The sequence below is a fragment of the Streptomyces sp. NH27 genome (genome assembly GCF_056859195.1).
The window spans coordinates 18,327-36,950 of record NZ_JACEGK010000001.1; the positions used below are offsets into that span (position 1 = coordinate 18,327).

Below are 18,624 nucleotides of genomic sequence, written 5' to 3' on the forward strand. Positions count from 1 at the left end.
CATCACGACTCCCGGTTGTCGAGGACCAGATCCAGAACCGTCGCATATGCGTTGGAGACGTCCAGGACGGACCCCCAGGCCGTGAGGACGTCCTGCACGGTCCAGCCGGCAGTGCCGCCCACGCCGCCGATCGGAGGGTCCTGCTCTGCCAACGCCAACGACCACAGCCTGCGCGGTTCCCCGCCATACGCCACCGGGCGGCTCTCCGTGATGTCCCCGACCGTGTAGTAGGCGTCGTCCAAGCCGAGCCCTGGAGAGAACTGGATCAGCAGAGGGTTGCCGGTGTCCAGGACGAAGTGGAGCGCGCCGCGACCCGCATCGTCATCCGTCCACACCTGCAATGTGCCGTTGAGACCACCGCGCACATCCGACAGGATCACCGAGTTGCGGCGCCCTCGGATGCGGTACTCGGTCTGCTCGATCGACCGCTGCCAGTCCGGAGCTGCGCTGGCCCTCACGAGCAGGTTGCGTTGCGGCTGCGACACGTCCTTGATCCAGCAATCCGACAGGTCCGCCAGCGTGAGCTGCACCGTGGCCGTCTCCCCGTCGCCCACGTAGGCACCCGAAGTCGCGTCGTACTGCTCGTACCGGTACCAGACGTCCACGCCGATCGGCGCCTCGTAGTCCTCCACGACCATCTGCGCCGCCGTCACCACAACGCCCTGCATGGCACCAGCGGGGCCGCGCACCACTGACTGCGAAGAACCGACCATCCGGTACAGCGTCAGCGTCTCGCCCACGAGCAGCTCACGCATCACCAGCGTCACCAGGCCGTGAACGGAGTCAGCCGACGCCGTGAACGAAGGCGCCGTCTCCATCAACGCCACCGCATCGAGCTGGCACACCGCACCCGCCGACGGCGCAGTGATGCTGACCTCGATCCGGGCCGTCACCGCACCGGCCGGCGCGACCACGTCATTCCAGTCCTGCCACCACGACCCGGCAGGCACAAGCGTGTCCGCCGGGAACGTTGAGACGCTCAGGCTCGTGCCCGAGCCGTCGTAGAAGCGAATCTGGGGAGCCACCGGCCACGAACCGGACGCGGAATTGAACTGGATCTGCCCCCGCCAGTTCGCGGCTGCCACGACCGGGTACTTGCCCGACGCCAGAACGCTCGTCGTGGCCGTTGAGGATGTCACCACCAGGTCGTAGGCGCCATCGAACCCCGAGGAACTCCACGGCGTCGACCTCGCGATCGTTGCGACTCCGGACACGACGGTCCACTGCCCGACGCCCTCTTCGAAACTGGCATCCTCAAACGGCATGACGGTGCCGATGGCGACAGGCGACGTGTCGGCCCGCTGAATGACAGCACCCTCGACACGCAGCACCTGTGCCGCCGTTGCCGAAGTGACGCCGGCCGCCAAAACCAGTGTTACGGCGGATGTGGGGGCCAACCCGGACACGTACTGCCGGTACCAGCCCAGGGCCGCCGGGTGCGCCAGCGTCGCCCTCTTGGTGGAGATCTGGGTACCGGAGACGTCGTACCAACGCAGTTCCACCCAGCACGCCGACGACGTGCTAGGCGCGTTGATGTACAGGTAGCCGCGGTAGTCCACGCCCGGCTGCACGCCCGGCTGCTCGGCGCACTTGATGGACATGTTGCCGTTGGCCGTTGTCGTGGCCTTTACGACCTCGCCGCCGGAGTAGTACCAGGTCGCCGGCCACGACACGACAGGAACATCCCTGGTCACGGTGCAGTTCGCGTCGGACACCCACGCAGTGGAATCGACGTCACCGCCGGATTCGGCGTTGAACGACAGCAGGTTCCCCGACGTCGTCTTCGGCGCCCCGAGGTACACGTTCTCGAAGAAGTGCGTCTTTGCGCTCGCCGTCGTGGTCGCGGACAGCACAACCCGCGCGTACACCGCACCCACCGGCGCCGTACCGGCAACGCTGACGCGGTGCCAGGACGCCGAAGCCGCGTTCGTGGTGAGAGACCAGGTGGTACTGCCCACCGTCGCGTATGACGCGGTCAGCCACTGGATGCCGATCCGCTCCGCCTGATTCGCAGAGGCCGCATCGGCGAACGCCTGGTACGTCGAGCCTGCCGTCACTGGGTAGGCCGCGGTCGTCGAGCCCTGCATCTCGCCGCTGGCCACGCTGGTGAGCGTCAGGACCCCGTCGCCGTTCCGGCCGCCGCTGCCCAAGCTCCTGGTGCAGTTGAGGGAGGCGGTCCACCCGGACGTGTCCGGGTCGACCATCTCCGCCACCGCCGACAGGAAGTTCCCGGGGATCGCCACTACGCACCCCCGGTGTTCCTGGCCGCCGCCACCAGATCCGCATGCCCGGCCTCGACGCCCTCGGCGACACGGACATCGATCAGGCCGCGCAGCGCTTCGTCGTCGAAGTGGACGTGGACATGGGTCTCGTGCACCGCAGCCGCGGAACCGGATCCACTGAATGAGCCGCCCCGTGCACGCACCGCCGCGGTCATGTCCGCCATCCGCTGCGCCGCATACACGGCCTTCGGGCCGTGCACCGCGATGCCGGCCGCCATGCCCAGCGCGACCTGCTTGCCGACCTGGTCTCTGAACACCTGCGACGGCGACTTGATCTTCAGCTTCTTCTTGATGGTCGCGACCATGCCCGTCGCGAGCTTGTTCATCTCCTTCTGGATCGCGGACTCTTGCGCCTGCAGCCCGGTGAGGAAGCCCTTTCCGGCCTGGGCGCCGCTGTCGTACATCGCGTCGGCCATGGTGTTGCCGAACGACGTGGTCAGCTTGTTCTGACTGGCCGCGAGCGCGTTGAGGTTCTTGATGTCGAAGGACGACGCGCCGGCGAGCATCGTCGCCAACGATCCGCCCGGCCCCTGGTCCGCGACCTGCGACAGGAGGGTCTTGTTGAGGCCCATCTTCGACAACTTCGCGATCTCCGACGCGAAGGTCTTCGCGGTCGACTGCGACTGCTGCATCTGCATGATCAGACTGGACACCGACGTCGCCGACGTGTCCCCGATCCCCAGGAAGTCACCCAGGCTCGACGCCTGATCGCTCGCGTAGGACTTCGCCGCAGAGATCTGCGACGCGATGCTGGCCTTCTGCGTCGCCAGAGAGCCGAGCTTCGTCGCGGTCTTGTTGTTGCCCGCGACCATGCTGCCGTACCCGGCATTCTGCAGCTTGGTGTTCATGCTCTTCACGGCCGACGCGATCGCCGACGCAGTCCCGGTCTCCAGCGTCTTCAGGAAGCCGTTGGACAGGGCGTTGCTGACGGTCGTGCGGGCCGTCTTGGACCGCTTCGCCGCCGAGGTTGCGGCCGCCAGCTCCTTCTTCGCCGCAGCCAGACGCAGCTGTGCCGCCCGGAGATCGGCCTTCGCCGCGGCCAGCGCCGCCTTGCTGCGGGCCCGGTCCTCCCGCTCCTTCGCCGCCTCATACGCCCGCTGGGCTGCATCCACCCGTGCCTGCGCGGTGGACACCGACACGGTGCCCGACGCGTACCCAGGAATCTTGATCCCCGCGCCCTTGGCGAGGGCGAGGGAGTCGGTGTTGTTGTAGATGCGGGTGCCGTGCTTCGTCACCTGCATCAGCTCGGGCCCGCGCTCGCCCACCCAGGCCGTCTCGCCGAACTGCGCGAGACCTCCCTTCGCGTACCAGTGCGGGCTCCGGGCCTGCCACTTGCTCCACGCCTCAGCAGGGGTGCCGTAGCGGTCCCGGATGTACGAAAGACCCCACAAGATCTGCGTCTTGTAGTTGGTTTTCCAGTCCGAGCCGGCCGACGCCATCTTGGACGCCGGCAGCGCCTGCGGGATGCCGTAGGCGCCGCTGGAGGCGTTCTCCGCTCGGTAGTTCCAGCCGGATTCCCCGTTCCACAGCGACTTCAGCGGCCCGAATTCGTTGGCACCCCAGTTGTAGTTGCCGAGGATCGACTTGGCGAACGACTGGGCCGCGCCGGCTGCCTTCGCGCCGAAGCCCTTGTTGTCCTCGCCGCCACCCCCGACGAGCTGGTTCGCCCACTTCGCGGGCAGACTGACCCCAGCCTTGAGGAGTCCCTTGGCTGCATCGAGCGGCGAATGGAAAAGCCCCTTGACCGCAGCGTTGAGGACGTCCTTGCCCTGAAGCAGGCCGTTCATCAGGCCCGTCATCATGTGCCCGCCCAGCTCGGCCATCACCTTGCTCGGGCTGTGGATGCCGAACACGGACTTGATGCTGCCGACGATCTTCGACTTAACCTGCCCGGCCCAGTGGCCGATGCCGGTCTTTGCGTCGTTCATGACCGCCGACGCGCCGGACAGCAACCCATGGATCAAGTTGCCGCCGTCGCTGGCCAGCCACTTCGTGGGCGACACGACAGCCTTCACGATCGGCGACTTGACGTGCGACGACACCCACTTGCCGACGCCACCCAGGGCGCCCGTGATGCCGCCGTACAGACCGGAGATGATCGAGTGGCCACGGCCGATCAGCCATGAACCAGCGCCAGAGAAGCGGCTCGTGATCGGCGAGATGACGTGGGCCGAAATCCACTTACCGACACCCGAGATGGCCGCTTCGACGCCGCGGTACAGACCGGAGATTAGGTCCCCGCCGATACCCGCGAAAACGGTCGATGGCGAGTGGATTCCGAACCAGGACTTCACACTGGAGACGACCGGATCAACGATGTGTGACTTCGTCCACTTCGCCGCGCCTGCCAGCTTTCCAACAACCCCGTCGTAAAGGCCCTCGATGAGGTTCACGCCGGCCTGGTAGAAGGCGAACTTCCCCAGGTAGCGCAGCACGATCCGCACGAACTTCCCGGACACACCAGGCACGCTGTCCGTCAGGGTGGTGAAGCCCTTCGCCAAGGCCGACTTCAACTCCAAGCCCATCAGGCCGATACGTGTCGGGATGAGGCTCAGTTCCGTACCGATCCACTTCCCCAGCGCAGGAAAGGTTCGGCTGAACGACTGCGTGAACTCCGTGTAGAGCCGGTACACGAGGTCACCGGCGGCCGTGGTGGCGGATTTCGTCGTCCGGCCAATCCACGACGCCCAGTCAAGGGTCCGCACCCACGGGATCCGGTCCAGCGTCTGCCCGATGCCCTTGACCGCGTCACCCCACGGAATCTTCGAGAAGACCCGGCCAACCGCGTCACCGACCTTGCCGATGGGAACCACGCTGATGACGGCGATGATGGTGTCGAGCCAGTGCTTCTTCCAGAAGTCCAGAGAGAAGAGCGGCGCAAATATGTTGTCGATGAGGCCGATCGCGAACGGGATCGCGGTAGCCCCGAAACCCTTGCCGACGTTAACCCAGTCGATGCCCTGCACGACCTTCGAGATGTCCTGGCCAAGCTTCTTCGACTGCCCGGTCAGGTACCCGAAAGCAGTGTCCAATCCCTTGCCGAGGCTGCTGCCGAGACCCTTCCAGTCGAGGGACTTGACCGCATCCCCGAAACCGCCCGACAGGGCGGTACGGAGTGTTGCGCCGAGCTGCTGCGCCTGCGACGTGGCCTTCGCCTTCGGCAGGACATCCCCGAACTCCAGCGCACTTGCCGGGAGCTTGGAGAGGCTCTTCACCTCCGGGGTGACACTCACCTTCGCCTTCTGCGGCTTCAGCGCGCCGATGAACTCCGACACGAATCCAGTCGCGGCCTTCAGGTCGCCCTCGATCTTCCCGACCGGAATCATGTGCTCAAGGGACGACGTCACCTTGCCGACCGCGGGCAGAGCAGTCTTGTTGAGGTAGACCACAGCCCTCGACAGCAGCGGCAGCACCTTGTCGCCGAGTTCAATCTCCATCACCTGAAGGTTCGACTTGATCAGGTCGAACTGGGCCTGGACTGTCTTCTTCTGCGCCGCGACTGCAGCAGGAAATTTGCCCATGGAGTCGTTGACCTGGACTTGCTTCTTCTTGAGCACATCCAGGTTGTTGACCATGCTCAGGATTGCCGACGACGACTTGCCGCCACCGAACGCCCGGGACAGCAGCGCTGCCGACTGCGTCGCAGACAGACCCGACGAGTCCAAGTGCTGCTTCAGCAGGGTGACCGCGCCGATGATGCCGTCCTTGCCGCGCATCGCGTTGCCCAGCATGTCGCCCGTCAGGCCGATCTTCGCGAGCTGCTTACTCGCCGCAGCGGACGGAGCTCCGAGCAGGCTGATCGACATGCGCAGGCGGGTGGCCGCGCTCGCCGAGTCGACGCCCTCATCGGTGAACAGGGCCAGTGCAGACCCGACCTGGGAGAACGTGAGGCCGAAGGTCTTCGCGGTCGGGAGGATTCCGGTGCCGAGCGCGGCGACCATGTCCTGCATGGTCATGTTGCCGGCGCCGATGATCGCGTTGACGGTCTTCGCGGACTCACCGAACGTCTGCGCACCCTTGATCCCGGTACGCCACGCGCCAGCCAAGGCGTTCGCGGTCGCCTCAAGATCCGAGCCGCCCACCGCGGCCAGATCGGACGCGACCTTCAGGGACTTCATCGCATCGACGTTGTCCATACCGACGGACTTCAGGTGGTACAGCGCCTCAGACAGCTGCTGCGGTCCCTGCTGAGTCGTCTTGCCCAGCGCCAACACCTGCTTGGACAAGGTGCCCACGTCCTTGGACGTCGCCCCCGCCTGGGTCTGGATCTTGAGCATGGACGTCTGGAACTCAACGGCCTTCTCCGCCGACACCGCCAGCGCGCCGGCGACCGCAGCGCCCATGACCGCGCCGAACTTCGCCGCGGACTGCGCGAGTTTCCCCAGACCGCCGTCCAGCTTCGACGCCGACCTCCCGGCCTTGTCGAAGACCTTCGACGCGCCGTCCTTGGCGATCAGGTCGTACCGGACACCAGTCGTCTTGATCGCCACCGCGGCCCCCTCGGAGAGACGGGAGCCGGCGGCTCAAGGCATGGGTGCGGAAGCTACTTCATGGCGGCGGCCTCAGCCTCATCGGCGGCACGCTCCTCCGCCTCAACCTGGTACAGCAACTGCCAGAGAGTCAGCTCGCGACTGTCGGTACGCGCGAGGAGTTCAGCGCGTGTGCACCCGAGGTCGCGGGCGAGAACGAGAGTGAATCGGAGCCATCCGCCGTCGCCGACGCCGTCTCCTCCTCGGAGTTTCCCTCCATCTCCTCCGCCTCGTCGTCATCCATCCCCGACAGGCGACTGGCCACGTCGAACATCCGCTGGATCACCCGGCTCGGATGCTTGCCGAGAGTCGCCGCATCCTCATCGCGGAAGATCCGCACCCCCGACTCGGTCACCAAAGTTCGCACCAGGAACCGAGCCCGGTAGTTCCGCAGGTCCGTCTCGCCCTTGTGGCGGGAAGACATCTCGAACGCATCGCGCTCCACGCCCGACATGCCCTTGACGAACACGCTGTCGCCCCACTCAGGAATCTGCACCTCCTCCACCTGCGGAGCGGTCGAGATCGCGAGGATTGCGTCGCGGGTCAACGCCATGACTGTTCTCTCTCTCAGGTGATCTTCTTGCTGATGTCGTCCATGACGCGACCGACCGCGAGACGCGCCCGCGGGCCGGCCGTCGCCATGACCTTGTAGAAGTACGGCTGCGCGGGCTGCTGTACCCAGACCTCGCGGTTCCCGAACACCGGGTGGCGCCAAGGACTCTTACTGCCCTCCATGTACGCCTGCACGGCCTTCGCGTGCTGCGGCATCTTCCGGCCGTCCACCCGGATGATCACGGACGCCTGCTTGCCGGTCGTCTTCACCTGCAACGCGGTCGACCGCGACATCTGCCCCCGCAAGCCAGCCGCGCTGTACGGCCGTTTCGAAGGGATACGGCGGATCGACGCCCGCACCGCCGGAACCAGGGGCGACGCGGCCCTCCGGAGTTCCTTCCGGAACCCCTTCACGATGGTCTTGTCGTTCATCTTCCGCAGCTCGCGGGAGATCTGCGCCAAGTCCTTGCCGGTGACGGACATCAGGAGGGGATGGTGACGTTCTCCTGCGGCTCGCTCGTGACCGTGAAGTTGACGGTCAGGGTCGAGGCGTTGGTCATGTCGCGAACCTTCGGGACAGAGGAGATCCGTACCGGGAACACGTCCATGAAGTAGTCCACGACGTCCCCCTCATCCAGCCACACCACAAACCCGTTCTGGCCGCGGGTCAGCAGCCCGCGAACGTCCAGGCCGCGGTTGTCCGCGTAGAACGTCAGCGCACTGTCGTCCGCCGAGATCATCCCGGGGATCTTGCCGGTGAAACGGGTACCCAGGTCCGGGGTGTCGACGGTGTCCGAGGTCACCGACCATCCGGAGATGTCGGAGACCTCGTCGGTGAGGTCGGTGCCCGCATCCAACTCGGCGCGCGACGGGGCCGCGGGGTTGCTGATGGTCGGCACCCAGTAGACCTTCGTGACCTCCGGCCGGAAGTACCGAACGGTCGCGGCGATTGGGGTAGCAGTCATGACTCCTCCTTGGGGGTCTGCGTGCGCCGCCGCTTGGGCGTCTCGCTGTCGCTGTCGGAAGATGCGGAAGCGCCGGCGTCGGCCGGGGCATCGTCGGTGGTTTTGAGGTCCAGCGGCTTCGGATTGCGGGGCGCCGGCTCCGGTTCAGGCGCAAGCTCCCATCCGGCCGCCTGGTGGTACGGCACGGCGCTCGCCGCCACGGTGATGCCCTGGCCCGGCAGGGTCGGATGCTGCATCCGCACAGTGGTTGCCATCACGACGCCACCCGGACCACGGCCACCGAGACGCTGGTGACGCCGTCGTAGGTGATGCTGGCCCGGCCCGTGCCGGGGTCCCGGTACGTCGCCGTCAGCGGAATGAACTCGACCTTCCCGGCTGCCACAGTCACAGTCCGGTCCGCGACCGCAAGGTCACCGTCCACCGTCCCCGGCGTCGCCAGCGTCACCGTGTGACTCGCCGAGTCAGCGTTCTTCACCGCCAGGAACACGCCGCCACCCGTGAGAGCAGTGTCACCACCCGACGTGGCCGCCACGAGCTGGGCATCCAGCTGCAGCCCCACCAGGGGGACTTGATGAGTCGCAAGAGCCGCCACGGCCCCTCCTAACGAGATGAAACGAAGCCGTCGCAGACCGCGAACAGGCATGGGATAGTGCGGGCGAACCGCAACAGAGGGGGACGGATGAACAGACACGCCGCAACAGCCGCAGCAGGAATCGCAGGGCTCGTCATCGGCGCCGGCGGATGGGCCGCGTTCGGGCCGGCCAAGACCCACACCGTCCACGACACGCCCACCGCCAACGCGGCACCCGCCGGCAGCAGTGCAACACCAGCAGGCGGCCACTACGCCTCGGCGCAGGCCATCGCCGACAAGCTCGAAGCCAACGGGTTCGTCGTGTCGATGCTTCACAAGAACAGCGACGACACCAGCGCCAGCCTCGGCATGGACGCGTCCTACGACTTCGACGTCACCGAAAAGTCCGGGCCCGCACCCGGCGACAGCGGCATCAACATGTTCCGCAACCACCAGGCGCTCGTCACGTGGACCGGCCTCTCGCAGAGCTTCGGAGGCATCGCCGTCACCGGCGACACCTGGGCCGTCACCCTCGCCAGCGACAACGCCGCCTCGGTCAAGCTCAGCAAGCAGATGGCACCGAAGATCGCGAAAGTGCTCGGCGGGACCGTCGAGGAGTAGATCAGCGCTTGGTGTAGCCGTCGGTGTTGACCTCGAACGTCAGGGCCGCCTGCGTGCCACCCGACGTCTGCTGCTGCGTCAGCGTGTGGGAACCGACCGTCGCCCGCATCACCGCACCGCCCAGCGTCCGGTCACGGTCGATCGCAGCGCCCAGCCCCGACAAGATGGCGTAAGCAGCCTGCCGCACCGACGACACGGACGGCTCACCAGCCAGCACCCACGCCGTACAGCGAACCGTCGCCTGCTCCCGATCCGGATTCCCACCCAGACCCTCGCTCGCGACCTGCGTCTCAACGTCGGTGTCCTCGGTCCCGCCGGCCCAGCCGATGTACAGCACCCGCAACTGCGTACTGTCCTCCATCGCAGGGCCGTCCCGGACGACCACGCCCTCAAGCTCCGGCGCGTCCTGAGCGATCTGCACCAGCCTGGTCAGGGCCGCCGGAACCACTGTCTGCCAGCCCATCACGCCACCCCCGGCAAGCTCAGACCGAGGAGCTCGACCGCCCGGCGCGGCACCGCATACCCCAGCTGCGGCATGTACACCTCGTCGTCACCGGCACGCTGCACACCCATCGTCCCCCGACGCGTCGACCACAAGTGCTGAAGGATGATCAGAGCCGCCACTTGGTAGTTCGAAGGCGGCTCGGCGATACCGGCCGTGTACGAGACCGACACCAGCCCCCGCAGAGGCGGCCCACCACCCAGCACCGTCACAGCACCAGACTCCGCATTGACGTGCAGACCCGCAGTATCCCACGACGTCGACTCGTCCACAGACGCCACCGACGTGATCCCGGTGACCGGCACATTCGACAGCATGAAGCTCGTGCCGCCAGACCCGAAATCGCCTTCATCGGTGAAGCTACGCTCATCGACGATCCGACCTGTCGCCTTCTCCACCGCCGACGTCGCCGCGTCCACCCACAGCTGCACCGTGGCGTCCGTGGTCGACGTGGTGATGTTCAACTGCTCCTTCGCCAGCGCGAGCGTCAGCAGCGGCACGACGACCTCACTTCTCGCCGGGCTCCGGCTTCGTCACAGCAGGCTTTCGGGGCCGACCGGGGCCGCGCTTCACAGGAGCGGGCTCCTTGGGCTTGTTGTCGTCCGACTCCGGGTTATCCGCAGCCTTCTTCGCCGCCGCTGGCACGACAGGCGCCGCGGACCCCTTCGTCATCGCCTCCCGCGTCTCCACGGGAGCCTTATCCACCGCGGTCTCCACGTGGCCGTCGTCGGCGACTGGGATGGCCATGCCGGTCTTGCACATGTGCACCGCCTCGTCCTGCGGCAGATCGACCACGCCGCCGCGCTTCGGCCACGGATGCCCGTTCCTGCTACCGGAGATGTCGACCTTCATGCGGATCTTCACGGCGGCTCCTAGGCGATGAGGCCCGCGGCGCGCATCGCCGCGAGCGCAGAGTTGATGGCCGTGCGGCCGTTGTCGTCCCCGGTGCCGTCGACATCGAGATCGTCGATTCCGGCGGTGGTCAGTTGGCCGTCCGAACCCAGCACGAACGTCGGGTCTGCGGTACCTCCGTTGATGAGGCCCTGGGTGGCCAGAACGCCGATGACCGACCCGATTCCCGTGCGCAGGTCACTGTCCGCGGTTCCGCCCGTCGGAGCGGAGATGCCGCCGTCCAGCACGATCTTCTTCAGGGCGCCATTCCAGCCCTGGTTGAGAGGCAGGTGCGTGGCGCCCGCGATGATGCCAGCCTCGCGCAGCACCGCGAGGATCGACCCGATCGCGGTGCGGGCCTGAGTGTCGGACGTGGTCCCACCGGATGGGGCGGCGATGGCCGGTGCGTGCACCCACTGGCCAGTGGCCGCATTGAGGATGGTCGGCGCTGACATGCGCGGCCCCTTTCGTCATGGACGGCTGCGGGCGCCCCGTTGTACGCGGGGTGCCCGCAGATGGTCAGCTTGCGCCGCCGGCGAACGTCTTGACGGCTCCGGTCAAGTCCACCAGGGCGCCGTCCGCGCGCATCAGCGCCCGGAACGTCACCAGGTCGGAGTCGAACGCGAAGTCGTCGGACCGCTCGAAGCGGATACCGCCAGCCATGCGCACGAAGTACTGCGACATGTCGCCGAACACCACGGACTTCGCGCCCAGGCCGACCGCGGCCACGTTCGGCTCGGTCAGCACCGGCTTGCCCATGATGGTGTCCGGGACGCCCGCCTGAAGGCCCGGCTGCCAGATGTACTGGCCGGTGGTGTCCTTCAGCTTCCTGGCGTTCGCGATCGAGCTGTCGGCCATCATCCACGTCGCCGCCGCGGACTTGCGGTACGGGGCGATGACGGAGAAGAACAGGTCGATCAGGTTGTCGGAGCTGAACGCGCCGGACACGCCGGTGGCGCCGGTCACGCCGGTGCTCGCGTCGTGCACCACGCCATGCGGCTTCGCCGAACCGTCGCCGGTGATGGCGTGCGCGCCGAACGCGTTGCCCAGGGCCCGCCCGGCCTGCATGGCCAGGTAGCCCTCCAGGTCCACACCCGAGTCGTCCAGCAGCTCGCGGCTGATCTGGATGAGGGCGCCGTACTTGTACGCCCCCAGTTCGACCTGACCGAACACCGGGTCAGACTCGGTGATGGTGTCGCCCTCGGCCACCAGCGACGCCGTGCTGTGGGCGGTGGTCTTCGGGACCTGGATGGTCTCGCCACCCGCGGTGTTGAGAATCGTCGCACCGGACTGCATGATCGCGCTGTTCTGGATCAGATTCTCGACCAGTCGGTCGTAGAAGCTGGTCGGCACCGTGTCGCCGCCCGCAGTCGCGGTCCCGACCGTCAGGGCACGGGACTGCACCTTGCGCCAGTCGATCGGGCCCTCCGGCCGCACCTCGAAGAAGCGGCTGCGGCTCTCACCGCGCATCCAGGAACGCAGTTCCTCGGCGCTGTCGCCGCCCTCGCCGCGCTGCTCTCCACGGTCCTGGCCGCGCTGCTGCGACGCGGGCTTCTTGCCCTTGCCGTGCAGGGCGCTCAGGGCGTCGTCGGCATCCTTGGCGCGCTGCTGCGTGTCCAGGGCCGCCTTGATGCGGGTGTCGAGCTGGTCCAGCTCCTGGTTCATCGCATCCCACTGGCCCTGCTCCTCGGCCGAGAAGTTGCGGTTGGCCTCGCTCGCCTTGTCGGCGATGGCCTTCATCTGCTCATATACGTTGCCGCGGCGATCCCGCAGCGACTGCACCATGTCCGGCATGGAAGGACTCCCGTCCGTTCGAAATCGATCTCGAACCGGGAGCCCTCGCGGTCCCACACCCCAACGGGTGCCAGGAGGCCGGCGCCTGTGCGCAACCGGCGGTCCGCTGATCACTCAATCCGTGTCGCATGTCGGCCCGTTGTGTGCTTCACCGCGTCCGGAGCGGACGCCGACCGGGGGCTACCCAAGGCGGCGCCGTGACGACGCGGCTACGCGGTCCAAGGACGGCGTGCCGCCCCCGCATGGCGGGGGGCTTGATGGTGCTGTAGCTGCGAGAGCCGGACCCGAAGGTCAGACGTAGGGGTCTTCCTTGCGCTCCAGGAGCGCCATCGCCGCCGCAGGACCGAACAGGCCCTTCTTCGGCGCCGGACGGGACTTCCCGTCCTTGTCACTGCGGACGAAGAACTTCCGCAGCTCGTCGGCCTGCGCCATCGAGCGGACCTCTTCGAGTTCCACCTCGAACTTCTCAGCCAGCGACCGCAGACCGGCCGACGTGTCCGCGTAGGCCGGAGTGTTCACCGGCGCCACATCCACCAGCTGTACGCCGGTGAGGCGCCGAAGCGGATAGCCCTGCTCGGTCATCGTCCAGTCGTCGTCGACCGTGCGGAACGCGAACGACGACTTGCGGACGTCGCCGCGCTGCACCAGCTCCGCGACATGCGCCATCGCCTTCGGCGGATCCACGTCGTAGGACAGGCCGTAGGCGTCCAGGCCCATCCGCAGCGTCCCCGCCGCGGTCGTGCCGAGGAGCTGGTTGTCGTCGTGGTTGTACCGGGCGATCACGTCCGGCCAGCCGTCGCCACGGGCCTGGTTGAACGCGATCGGGTCGACGACCTCGATGAAGCCACCGAGGTTCTTGCTGTTGCGGTTGAACACGGCCGCGTAGCCGCCGATCGTCATTCGATCGCCGTCCACGGCGCGCAGTTCGGCCTTGCCGGTGTCGCCGGAGGTGAACCGGCGCTCGATGTCCACCACGGGGCTGCCTCCAAGGCTGTTTTGGCCGCCGATGCTGCCGTCGGCCCCCCAGTCGCTGGGGATCTTCTCGCCGAGGCCGATAGCCCGGGCGCGCTTGATGATGTGGGCGCGGATCGCGTTGTGCGAACCACCCCCGCGGCCGACCGCGCGGATAGCCGCAGCCAAGTCGTCCGCACCGTGCATGTTCGCCGGCCGGATCGGATACGAGCCGTCCGGCATCGTCCAGCCCTGCGCCGTCGCATATGCCCGAGCTGCCGCATTCAGATCTGCCGCATCCGGTGTCGTGATGTTTCCCTGATCAGCCACCGCGTCGCCCTCCCTCGCCGGGGATCGCGCGCAGCCGCGCCGGCATGTCGTCGCCGTCGTCGCTCCGGATCATCGGCGGCGAAATCTTCGCGCCGGCCGCGATCGGCAGCGGCGTGTAGTCCTGGCCCTTGCCGTCCGGCAGCGGCGCCATGTGCTCGCGGTCGCGGATCTCGTCGATGTTCGTTGCGCCGATCAGGCGCTGCTTCTCGTACATCGTCCAACGCGCCACCGGATCCAGACGGACCAGACTGTCCGCGTCGAAGCACACGAACTGGCCCCGCGGCAGCAAGACCGACAGGTGCTCTTCGAGCTTCGAAATCCACGGCAGCAGCGTCAGCTGGATCAGCTCGATCTCACGGCCCTGCGGACTGGAGTAGCTCATGGAGCCGCCGGTCTCGCCGCCCACAAGCTCCGGTGGCACCCCGTAGATCGCGGCGATCTGGCTCGCCGTCATGCGCATGGTGTCGACGAAGGAGACCTCGGCCGCCGGCAACTGGATCGTGGAGAAGTCCCAGTCCTTGCCGTACACGATCGGCTGCCGCGTCCGGATCGCAGCCACCAAACGGGCCTTGATGACCTCGGCGTCCTTCTGGTCGACGACCTGGTTGACGTTCTTGAACGCCCCCGGCGGGGCGCCCCCGCTGGTGAACCAGGTGTCCGTGTACTCCTGCGCGCTCAACCCAGTGGACACGCTCGTGGCGAACGCGGCCATTGGCGACAGGCCCCACACTCGGCCTGCGACCGCCATCCACGGGATGTGGACGATGTCCTCGCTCGCTACCTGCTGGCCGAGGACCATCCAGATCGGGTTGACGAAGGACCCCGGCGTGCCCGGCGGGTTCGTGTCGATCACCTGCACCCACGACCGGGGCAGCCACTCGATCTGCGTGGGGTACCCGAGGTAGTCCCGAAGGGTCACGAAGCCGACTGCGTTTCCGTGGAGCACCATGCTCATCACCGCACGCTGAATCCAGTCGTGCAACGTGCCCTGACTGGCCGGAGAAGTGAAGAGAGACGCCAGCGGCATGCCGCGCTGGGCATCACCCGCCGACCGGTACTGCCGAATCGGCACGCTCGCGAGATTCGTGCTGAGAATGCGTGCCGAGCCCCACATCGCCGCGAGCCGCATCGCCCGGTCTGGGCCCACCGCCGCCGTCGGCGACTCGCCACCCGCAGCCCACGGCAGCGACGTGATCGCCCGACGCTCCACGCCGCCGCGCGACTCCACGCCGAGCACCCAGCCGCCGGCGCGCCGAACGCCACCGCCCAACCGTCCGAGGCGTCGCCGCCACACCGCCGCCGCCGCCGACCGCCACGACCGTGGCGCAGGCACCGTCAACGGATCCATCCACGTGTCGCCCACAAGCACCGGATCCGCGCTGGGCTGCCGCGCAAGGCGGCCACGCCGGAAGGGATTTCGCACAGCGACTCCCTCCTAGAAGACTGAACTGAGCACGTCGTAGTCGGCGCCCTCAAGCAGGTGCTGTCGAGTGACGAAGGACCATCGGGCCAGCGACATGGCGACCAAAGGCGACGTGTCGACCTCGGCACCTTTCGGGGTCCACGCGATCGTGTCCCCGGTCTGCCTCGTTTTGGCGCCCGCCACCGCAAGGTCGAGTGGCCTGGACGGCACATAGCGGAATGACTCCTCGCGGACCGCCTCCAGCAACTGCCCGGTTGCCGCGGCCATCTCGATCGGCCCAGTCACCGCGAGGTCGCCCGACTCCGGGTTCTCCATGTCGTCCGGCCGCACGAAGCCGGCCTTCGACAGCTCGACTTCGAGGAACGCGAACGTCGCCCGGCCCATCGCCACCGCAACCGGGCCAAGGGCGTCCCGCAGTTCCGCCAGACGCCCGACAACCCATCGCGTCCCCGGCCGATAGTCCGCAAGCTGCACATGCCCCAACTCGTCGCCGCGCGCCCCGTACACGCACACCGCCGCATAGTCCCGCAGCGGCGACAGGTCAACGGCGACAGAGACGGCTCCGACGCGCTGCGACGCCTCGTCGGCCATCCGCGCCCAGGCGGCCGCGTCGATGACGACGTTGCCCTGCGTGCGCTTCGGCCAGACGCCGAGGATCTCCCGAGCGAATCCCTGGTCCGACATGCCGCGGCGGTCTCGCTGCGTTGCCTCTTCGGAGACGCGCTTGCCCCATGCGGGGTTCGTCGCCGCCCACAGGACCTTGTCGTCCAGGTCGACCTTGTCGAGGTTGTCGAGGTTGCCGGCCGCGCCCCAGTCGCGGAAGCCGAGCGAGTCGTCGCCCCCGGCGTCGGCGCGCTCCTTGAGCATGAACAGCACGTCGCCGGACGATCCGTCGAGCGGCGGCGACGATGTGTAGATGATCTGCGGGTTCGGCCTCGCTCGCAGCGTCGGCCCCAGCGCCTCCTGCTGAAGCTGGGTGTAGGCGAACGCCTCGTCGATGATCACGACGTCGCCGGAGAAACCGCGGCCTGAGCCTTTCGAGCGGGCCACGAATTTGATGCGGGCCTCGGTGTCGAGGCGCTCGAAGCTCTCCTCGCCGTTCGTGTTCGAGATCTTGACCCGGACGCCGTCGATGTCGAGGAGGTTCTCGTTGTTTCCGACTTGCTCGCCGAGGCGCCGTAGGAGCGTCCTGAACCGCCGGAACGCCTCCATGCTGGTCTTGTACTCGTGGGCCGACCACATGATGAGCTGCTCACCCAGCAGCAGGAACCCGGCCAGTGCGCGCGCCTCCAGGATGGCGCCCTTGCCGTTCTGCCGGGCCACTAGCTCCGCGTACTCGTAGCAAGCCCACTTGCCGTCATCGCGACAGGCCAGCAGGAGATCCATCGCGTCGCGCTGCCACGAGTCCAACACCAGCCCGGCCCGTGCCGACAGCTCCGCCGCCTCTTGCCCATACGTCCACGCGTAGGGAGGGTGCAATTCAACCCGAGGCTTGGGACCTGCGCTGCGCGATCTTGGCGGTGAGGTCTGAGACACCAGGGCCTCCCGCCGTCGAGTCCGGGCCCGGGGTGGCTGGTGATCTGGGCTTGCCGTCGGGCTGCCGTTGTCCCTGCCGCAGCTCAGCCAGAAGCCCCTTCAGCGCAGACTGCTGCGCGCGGGCCTCCGCCAAGACGCCCGTGATAGCGCCAGCGCCGCCCGAATCCTCGCCGGAGTCATCCGAATCGCCACCAAGCCGGCCAGCGAAGCCTCGAATCAACCCGTCCAGCAACTCGCAGCGGTCCGCGACCCTGCACGCCTCCTCCAGCAGGACCATGTGGCCCGGCGTCAAGGGAGCGCCGGTCGTCGATGCCTTCCACATGCGCATGCCGCGGTCGGAAAGACCTTCAGGCGGTTCAGGCGAAACGCTGTCCGCCATCGCACGCCCCCACTACACTAGAAACCAGCAGGTCAGGCACACCGGGACCGAGGTTGATCCGCTCAGCGAGATCCCCGCCGGAGCCACCGAATCGCCAGAGCGAGAAGAGACCGAAAGCCCCACCAAGATCATCGGGCTCCCAGGAAAACGTCGCGGGGGGAGAGGGTTTTCAGTGTGGGCGGGGTCAATGAGCCCTACAGGCAAAAAACGGACATCCTAACGTTTATGCAGGTCAACGCCTTGATCACGTGGCGATCGGCCGTCATTGGAGGGCCATCGAGATGGTCGGAGGGCCGTTTCCGCAGGTCACAGGCTTGACGCGTCCACGGATAGGCCGGAGGGCCGTTCCCGGTGCCGTCTCGCCTGGGACTTGCTGCTGTTGCAGCGCCGGTGCGCCAACCGACAGTTGCCGCGGTCAAGGGGGTCTCCGCCTTGCCACAGTTCGAGCACGTGGTCGACGGTGCGGCTCATCCGATGCGTTCGGTCGAGGGTCTGGTCGACCCACTTCCGGCACCACCAGCAGTGCGTCTCCTCGGCGTAGACCCGTGCCTGCAGCCGTAACCAGGGTGCACCGGAGCGGCCGGGGCTATAGGCCATGGGCTCCTCCTGGTCACGTCCCGGTGATGATGCCCCTGGCACGGAGTGCGCTGAGCAGGGCGTTGAAGTCGGAGACGAGTCCGGCGACGTCGCTGGCGGTTGAGGCGTTGATTGCGGTCGCGCTGCCGGTGAGGAGTCGTGTGTCGTTGCCGGCTGCCGCGGTGGTGGCGGTGGTGCCGAGTGCGCGGACGCTCGCGGTTCCTGCTGCCTGTGCGGTGAGCCTGCTGTCGTTGCCCGCGAGTGCCGTTGTGGAGGTGGTGCCGAGCACAAGCGATGACGTGCCGGCGCCGAGGGCGGTGCGTGCGGTGGTTGCGTCTGCGGCGGTGAGCACGGCTTTGCCGACGGTGGTGGCGTCGGTGATGTCCGCCGAGGTGACGGTGCCGCCTCCGCTTCCGCTGAAGTTCCCGCCGATGACGGTGATCTCGGCGACTTCCTGCAAGGGGTCGTCGTGGGTGCCCGTGTTGAGGTTGGCGTACATCGGGGTCTGCACGGCGGCTCCTTCTACGGCTGGGTGCGGCGGATGCGGTCGAGGTTGGGTGTGGCGAGTCCGTGTGCGGGGTCGGTGCCGTAGTCGCCTACCGCGAGGCGTTCGGGTTGGCGGCAGATGTTCCAGTCGCAGGTGGTGTCGGGTTCGATGTGCCAGCAGTGCACCTGGTCGTCGTCGAAGTCGTCGTCTGGTTCTTCCCAGCGGCTCATCGGTT

The 18,624-nt window shown here is 67.4% G+C and carries 20 protein-coding genes; 1 reads left to right on the top strand and 19 read right to left on the bottom strand.

What is annotated here, in order from left to right; genetic code table 11:
• Positions 1-2: 2 nt before the first annotated feature.
• The 7 genes from AC13HU_RS00170 to AC13HU_RS00200 form a co-directional block, all read right to left on the bottom strand.
• The gene (locus AC13HU_RS00170) at positions 3-2,243 is read right to left on the bottom strand and encodes a hypothetical protein (RefSeq protein ID WP_483039584.1); all 2,241 of its coding nucleotides are present in this window, start codon (positions 2,241-2,243) and stop codon (positions 3-5) included.
• Positions 2,243-6,772 carry a phage tail tape measure protein gene (locus AC13HU_RS00175; protein WP_483039585.1) on the bottom strand — a complete coding sequence of 1,510 codons (4,530 nt, stop codon included), beginning with the start codon at positions 6,770-6,772 and terminating at the stop codon, positions 2,243-2,245. Before AC13HU_RS00175 ends, AC13HU_RS00170 begins: the two co-directional genes overlap by 1 nt.
• A 130-nt stretch (positions 6,773-6,902) precedes the next feature.
• The gene (locus tag AC13HU_RS00180) at positions 6,903-7,364 is read right to left on the bottom strand and encodes a hypothetical protein (protein ID WP_483039586.1); all 462 of its coding nucleotides are present in this window, start codon (positions 7,362-7,364) and stop codon (positions 6,903-6,905) included.
• A gap of 14 nt (positions 7,365-7,378) precedes the next feature.
• Positions 7,379-7,846 (bottom strand): hypothetical protein, encoded by a 468-nt coding sequence (locus AC13HU_RS00185; protein WP_483039587.1) that lies wholly within the window; start codon positions 7,844-7,846, stop codon positions 7,379-7,381.
• Complete coding sequence (locus AC13HU_RS00190) at positions 7,846-8,328, bottom strand: phage tail tube protein (RefSeq protein WP_483039588.1); 483 nt, start codon at positions 8,326-8,328, stop codon at positions 7,846-7,848. Before AC13HU_RS00190 ends, AC13HU_RS00185 begins: the two co-directional genes overlap by 1 nt.
• Complete coding sequence (locus tag AC13HU_RS00195; RefSeq protein ID WP_483039589.1) at positions 8,325-8,582, bottom strand: hypothetical protein; 258 nt, start codon at positions 8,580-8,582, stop codon at positions 8,325-8,327. The genes AC13HU_RS00190 and AC13HU_RS00195 overlap by 4 nt, the downstream gene beginning before the upstream one ends.
• Entirely contained in the window at positions 8,582-8,887 is a 306-nt protein-coding gene (locus AC13HU_RS00200) for a hypothetical protein (protein ID WP_483039590.1), read from the bottom strand. The genes AC13HU_RS00195 and AC13HU_RS00200 overlap by 1 nt, the downstream gene beginning before the upstream one ends.
• A gap of 120 nt (positions 8,888-9,007) precedes the next feature.
• On the opposite strand from AC13HU_RS00200, the gene AC13HU_RS00205 reads away from it, so the two are divergent.
• On the top strand, positions 9,008-9,520 hold the full coding sequence (locus AC13HU_RS00205; RefSeq protein WP_483039591.1) for a hypothetical protein: 513 nt from the start codon (positions 9,008-9,010) through the stop codon (positions 9,518-9,520).
• Between the two features lies 1 nt (position 9,521).
• Here the strand turns inward: AC13HU_RS00205 and AC13HU_RS00210 are convergent, their stop codons facing one another.
• From AC13HU_RS00210 to AC13HU_RS00265, 12 genes are all read right to left on the bottom strand, one after another.
• Positions 9,522-9,986, bottom strand: coding sequence for a hypothetical protein (locus tag AC13HU_RS00210; protein WP_483039592.1), 465 nt, complete (start codon positions 9,984-9,986; stop codon positions 9,522-9,524).
• Entirely contained in the window at positions 9,983-10,522 is a 540-nt protein-coding gene (locus tag AC13HU_RS00215; protein WP_483039593.1) for a head-tail connector protein, read from the bottom strand. Before AC13HU_RS00215 ends, AC13HU_RS00210 begins: the two co-directional genes overlap by 4 nt.
• 7 nt (positions 10,523-10,529) lie before the next feature.
• Positions 10,530-10,886 carry a hypothetical protein gene (locus AC13HU_RS00220; RefSeq protein ID WP_483039594.1) on the bottom strand — a complete coding sequence of 119 codons (357 nt, stop codon included), beginning with the start codon at positions 10,884-10,886 and terminating at the stop codon, positions 10,530-10,532.
• Positions 10,887-10,894: 8 nt separating this feature from the next.
• A complete protein-coding gene (locus tag AC13HU_RS00225; RefSeq protein WP_483039595.1) occupies positions 10,895-11,368 on the bottom strand; it encodes a hypothetical protein in 474 nt (157 codons plus the stop codon).
• Between the two features lie 64 nt (positions 11,369-11,432).
• The gene (locus tag AC13HU_RS00230; RefSeq protein WP_483039596.1) at positions 11,433-12,707 is read right to left on the bottom strand and encodes a phage major capsid protein; all 1,275 of its coding nucleotides are present in this window, start codon (positions 12,705-12,707) and stop codon (positions 11,433-11,435) included.
• Positions 12,708-12,998: 291 nt separating this feature from the next.
• Positions 12,999-13,988 (bottom strand): HK97 family phage prohead protease, encoded by a 990-nt coding sequence (locus AC13HU_RS00235; RefSeq protein WP_483039597.1) that lies wholly within the window; start codon positions 13,986-13,988, stop codon positions 12,999-13,001.
• Positions 13,981-15,411, bottom strand: a complete 1,431-nt coding sequence (locus tag AC13HU_RS00240; protein WP_483039598.1) for a phage portal protein — start codon at positions 15,409-15,411, stop codon at positions 13,981-13,983. Before AC13HU_RS00240 ends, AC13HU_RS00235 begins: the two co-directional genes overlap by 8 nt.
• A 12-nt stretch (positions 15,412-15,423) precedes the next feature.
• A complete protein-coding gene (locus AC13HU_RS00245) occupies positions 15,424-16,797 on the bottom strand; it encodes a hypothetical protein (RefSeq protein WP_483039599.1) in 1,374 nt (457 codons plus the stop codon).
• A gap of 94 nt (positions 16,798-16,891) precedes the next feature.
• A complete protein-coding gene (locus tag AC13HU_RS00250) occupies positions 16,892-17,326 on the bottom strand; it encodes a hypothetical protein (protein ID WP_483039600.1) in 435 nt (144 codons plus the stop codon).
• A 306-nt stretch (positions 17,327-17,632) separates the two neighbouring features.
• On the bottom strand, positions 17,633-17,923 hold the full coding sequence (locus tag AC13HU_RS00255) for an HNH endonuclease (protein ID WP_483039601.1): 291 nt from the start codon (positions 17,921-17,923) through the stop codon (positions 17,633-17,635).
• A 13-nt stretch (positions 17,924-17,936) separates the two neighbouring features.
• Entirely contained in the window at positions 17,937-18,413 is a 477-nt protein-coding gene (locus AC13HU_RS00260; protein WP_483039602.1) for a hypothetical protein, read from the bottom strand.
• Between the two features lie 11 nt (positions 18,414-18,424).
• The gene (locus tag AC13HU_RS00265) at positions 18,425-18,619 is read right to left on the bottom strand and encodes a hypothetical protein (protein ID WP_483039603.1); all 195 of its coding nucleotides are present in this window, start codon (positions 18,617-18,619) and stop codon (positions 18,425-18,427) included.
• Positions 18,620-18,624: the final 5 nt, after the last annotated feature.

Coding starts and splice junctions, on each gene's coding strand:
- AC13HU_RS00180 (WP_483039586.1), bottom strand. CDS start 7,364: ATGGCGTTGACCCGCGACGCAATCCTCGCGATCTCGACCGCTCCGCAG.
- AC13HU_RS00185 (WP_483039587.1), bottom strand. CDS start 7,846: ATGTCCGTCACCGGCAAGGACTTGGCGCAGATCTCCCGCGAGCTGCGG.
- AC13HU_RS00190 (WP_483039588.1), bottom strand. CDS start 8,328: ATGACTGCTACCCCAATCGCCGCGACCGTTCGGTACTTCCGGCCGGAG.
- AC13HU_RS00195 (WP_483039589.1), bottom strand. CDS start 8,582: ATGGCAACCACTGTGCGGATGCAGCATCCGACCCTGCCGGGCCAGGGC.
- AC13HU_RS00205 (WP_483039591.1), top strand. CDS start 9,008: ATGAACAGACACGCCGCAACAGCCGCAGCAGGAATCGCAGGGCTCGTC.
- AC13HU_RS00225 (WP_483039595.1), bottom strand. CDS start 11,368: ATGTCAGCGCCGACCATCCTCAATGCGGCCACTGGCCAGTGGGTGCAC.
- AC13HU_RS00230 (WP_483039596.1), bottom strand. CDS start 12,707: ATGCCGGACATGGTGCAGTCGCTGCGGGATCGCCGCGGCAACGTATAT.
- AC13HU_RS00245 (WP_483039599.1), bottom strand. CDS start 16,797: ATGGATCTCCTGCTGGCCTGTCGCGATGACGGCAAGTGGGCTTGCTAC.
- AC13HU_RS00250 (WP_483039600.1), bottom strand. CDS start 17,326: ATGGCGGACAGCGTTTCGCCTGAACCGCCTGAAGGTCTTTCCGACCGC.
- AC13HU_RS00255 (WP_483039601.1), bottom strand. CDS start 17,923: ATGGCCTATAGCCCCGGCCGCTCCGGTGCACCCTGGTTACGGCTGCAG.
- AC13HU_RS00265 (WP_483039603.1), bottom strand. CDS start 18,619: ATGAGCCGCTGGGAAGAACCAGACGACGACTTCGACGACGACCAGGTG.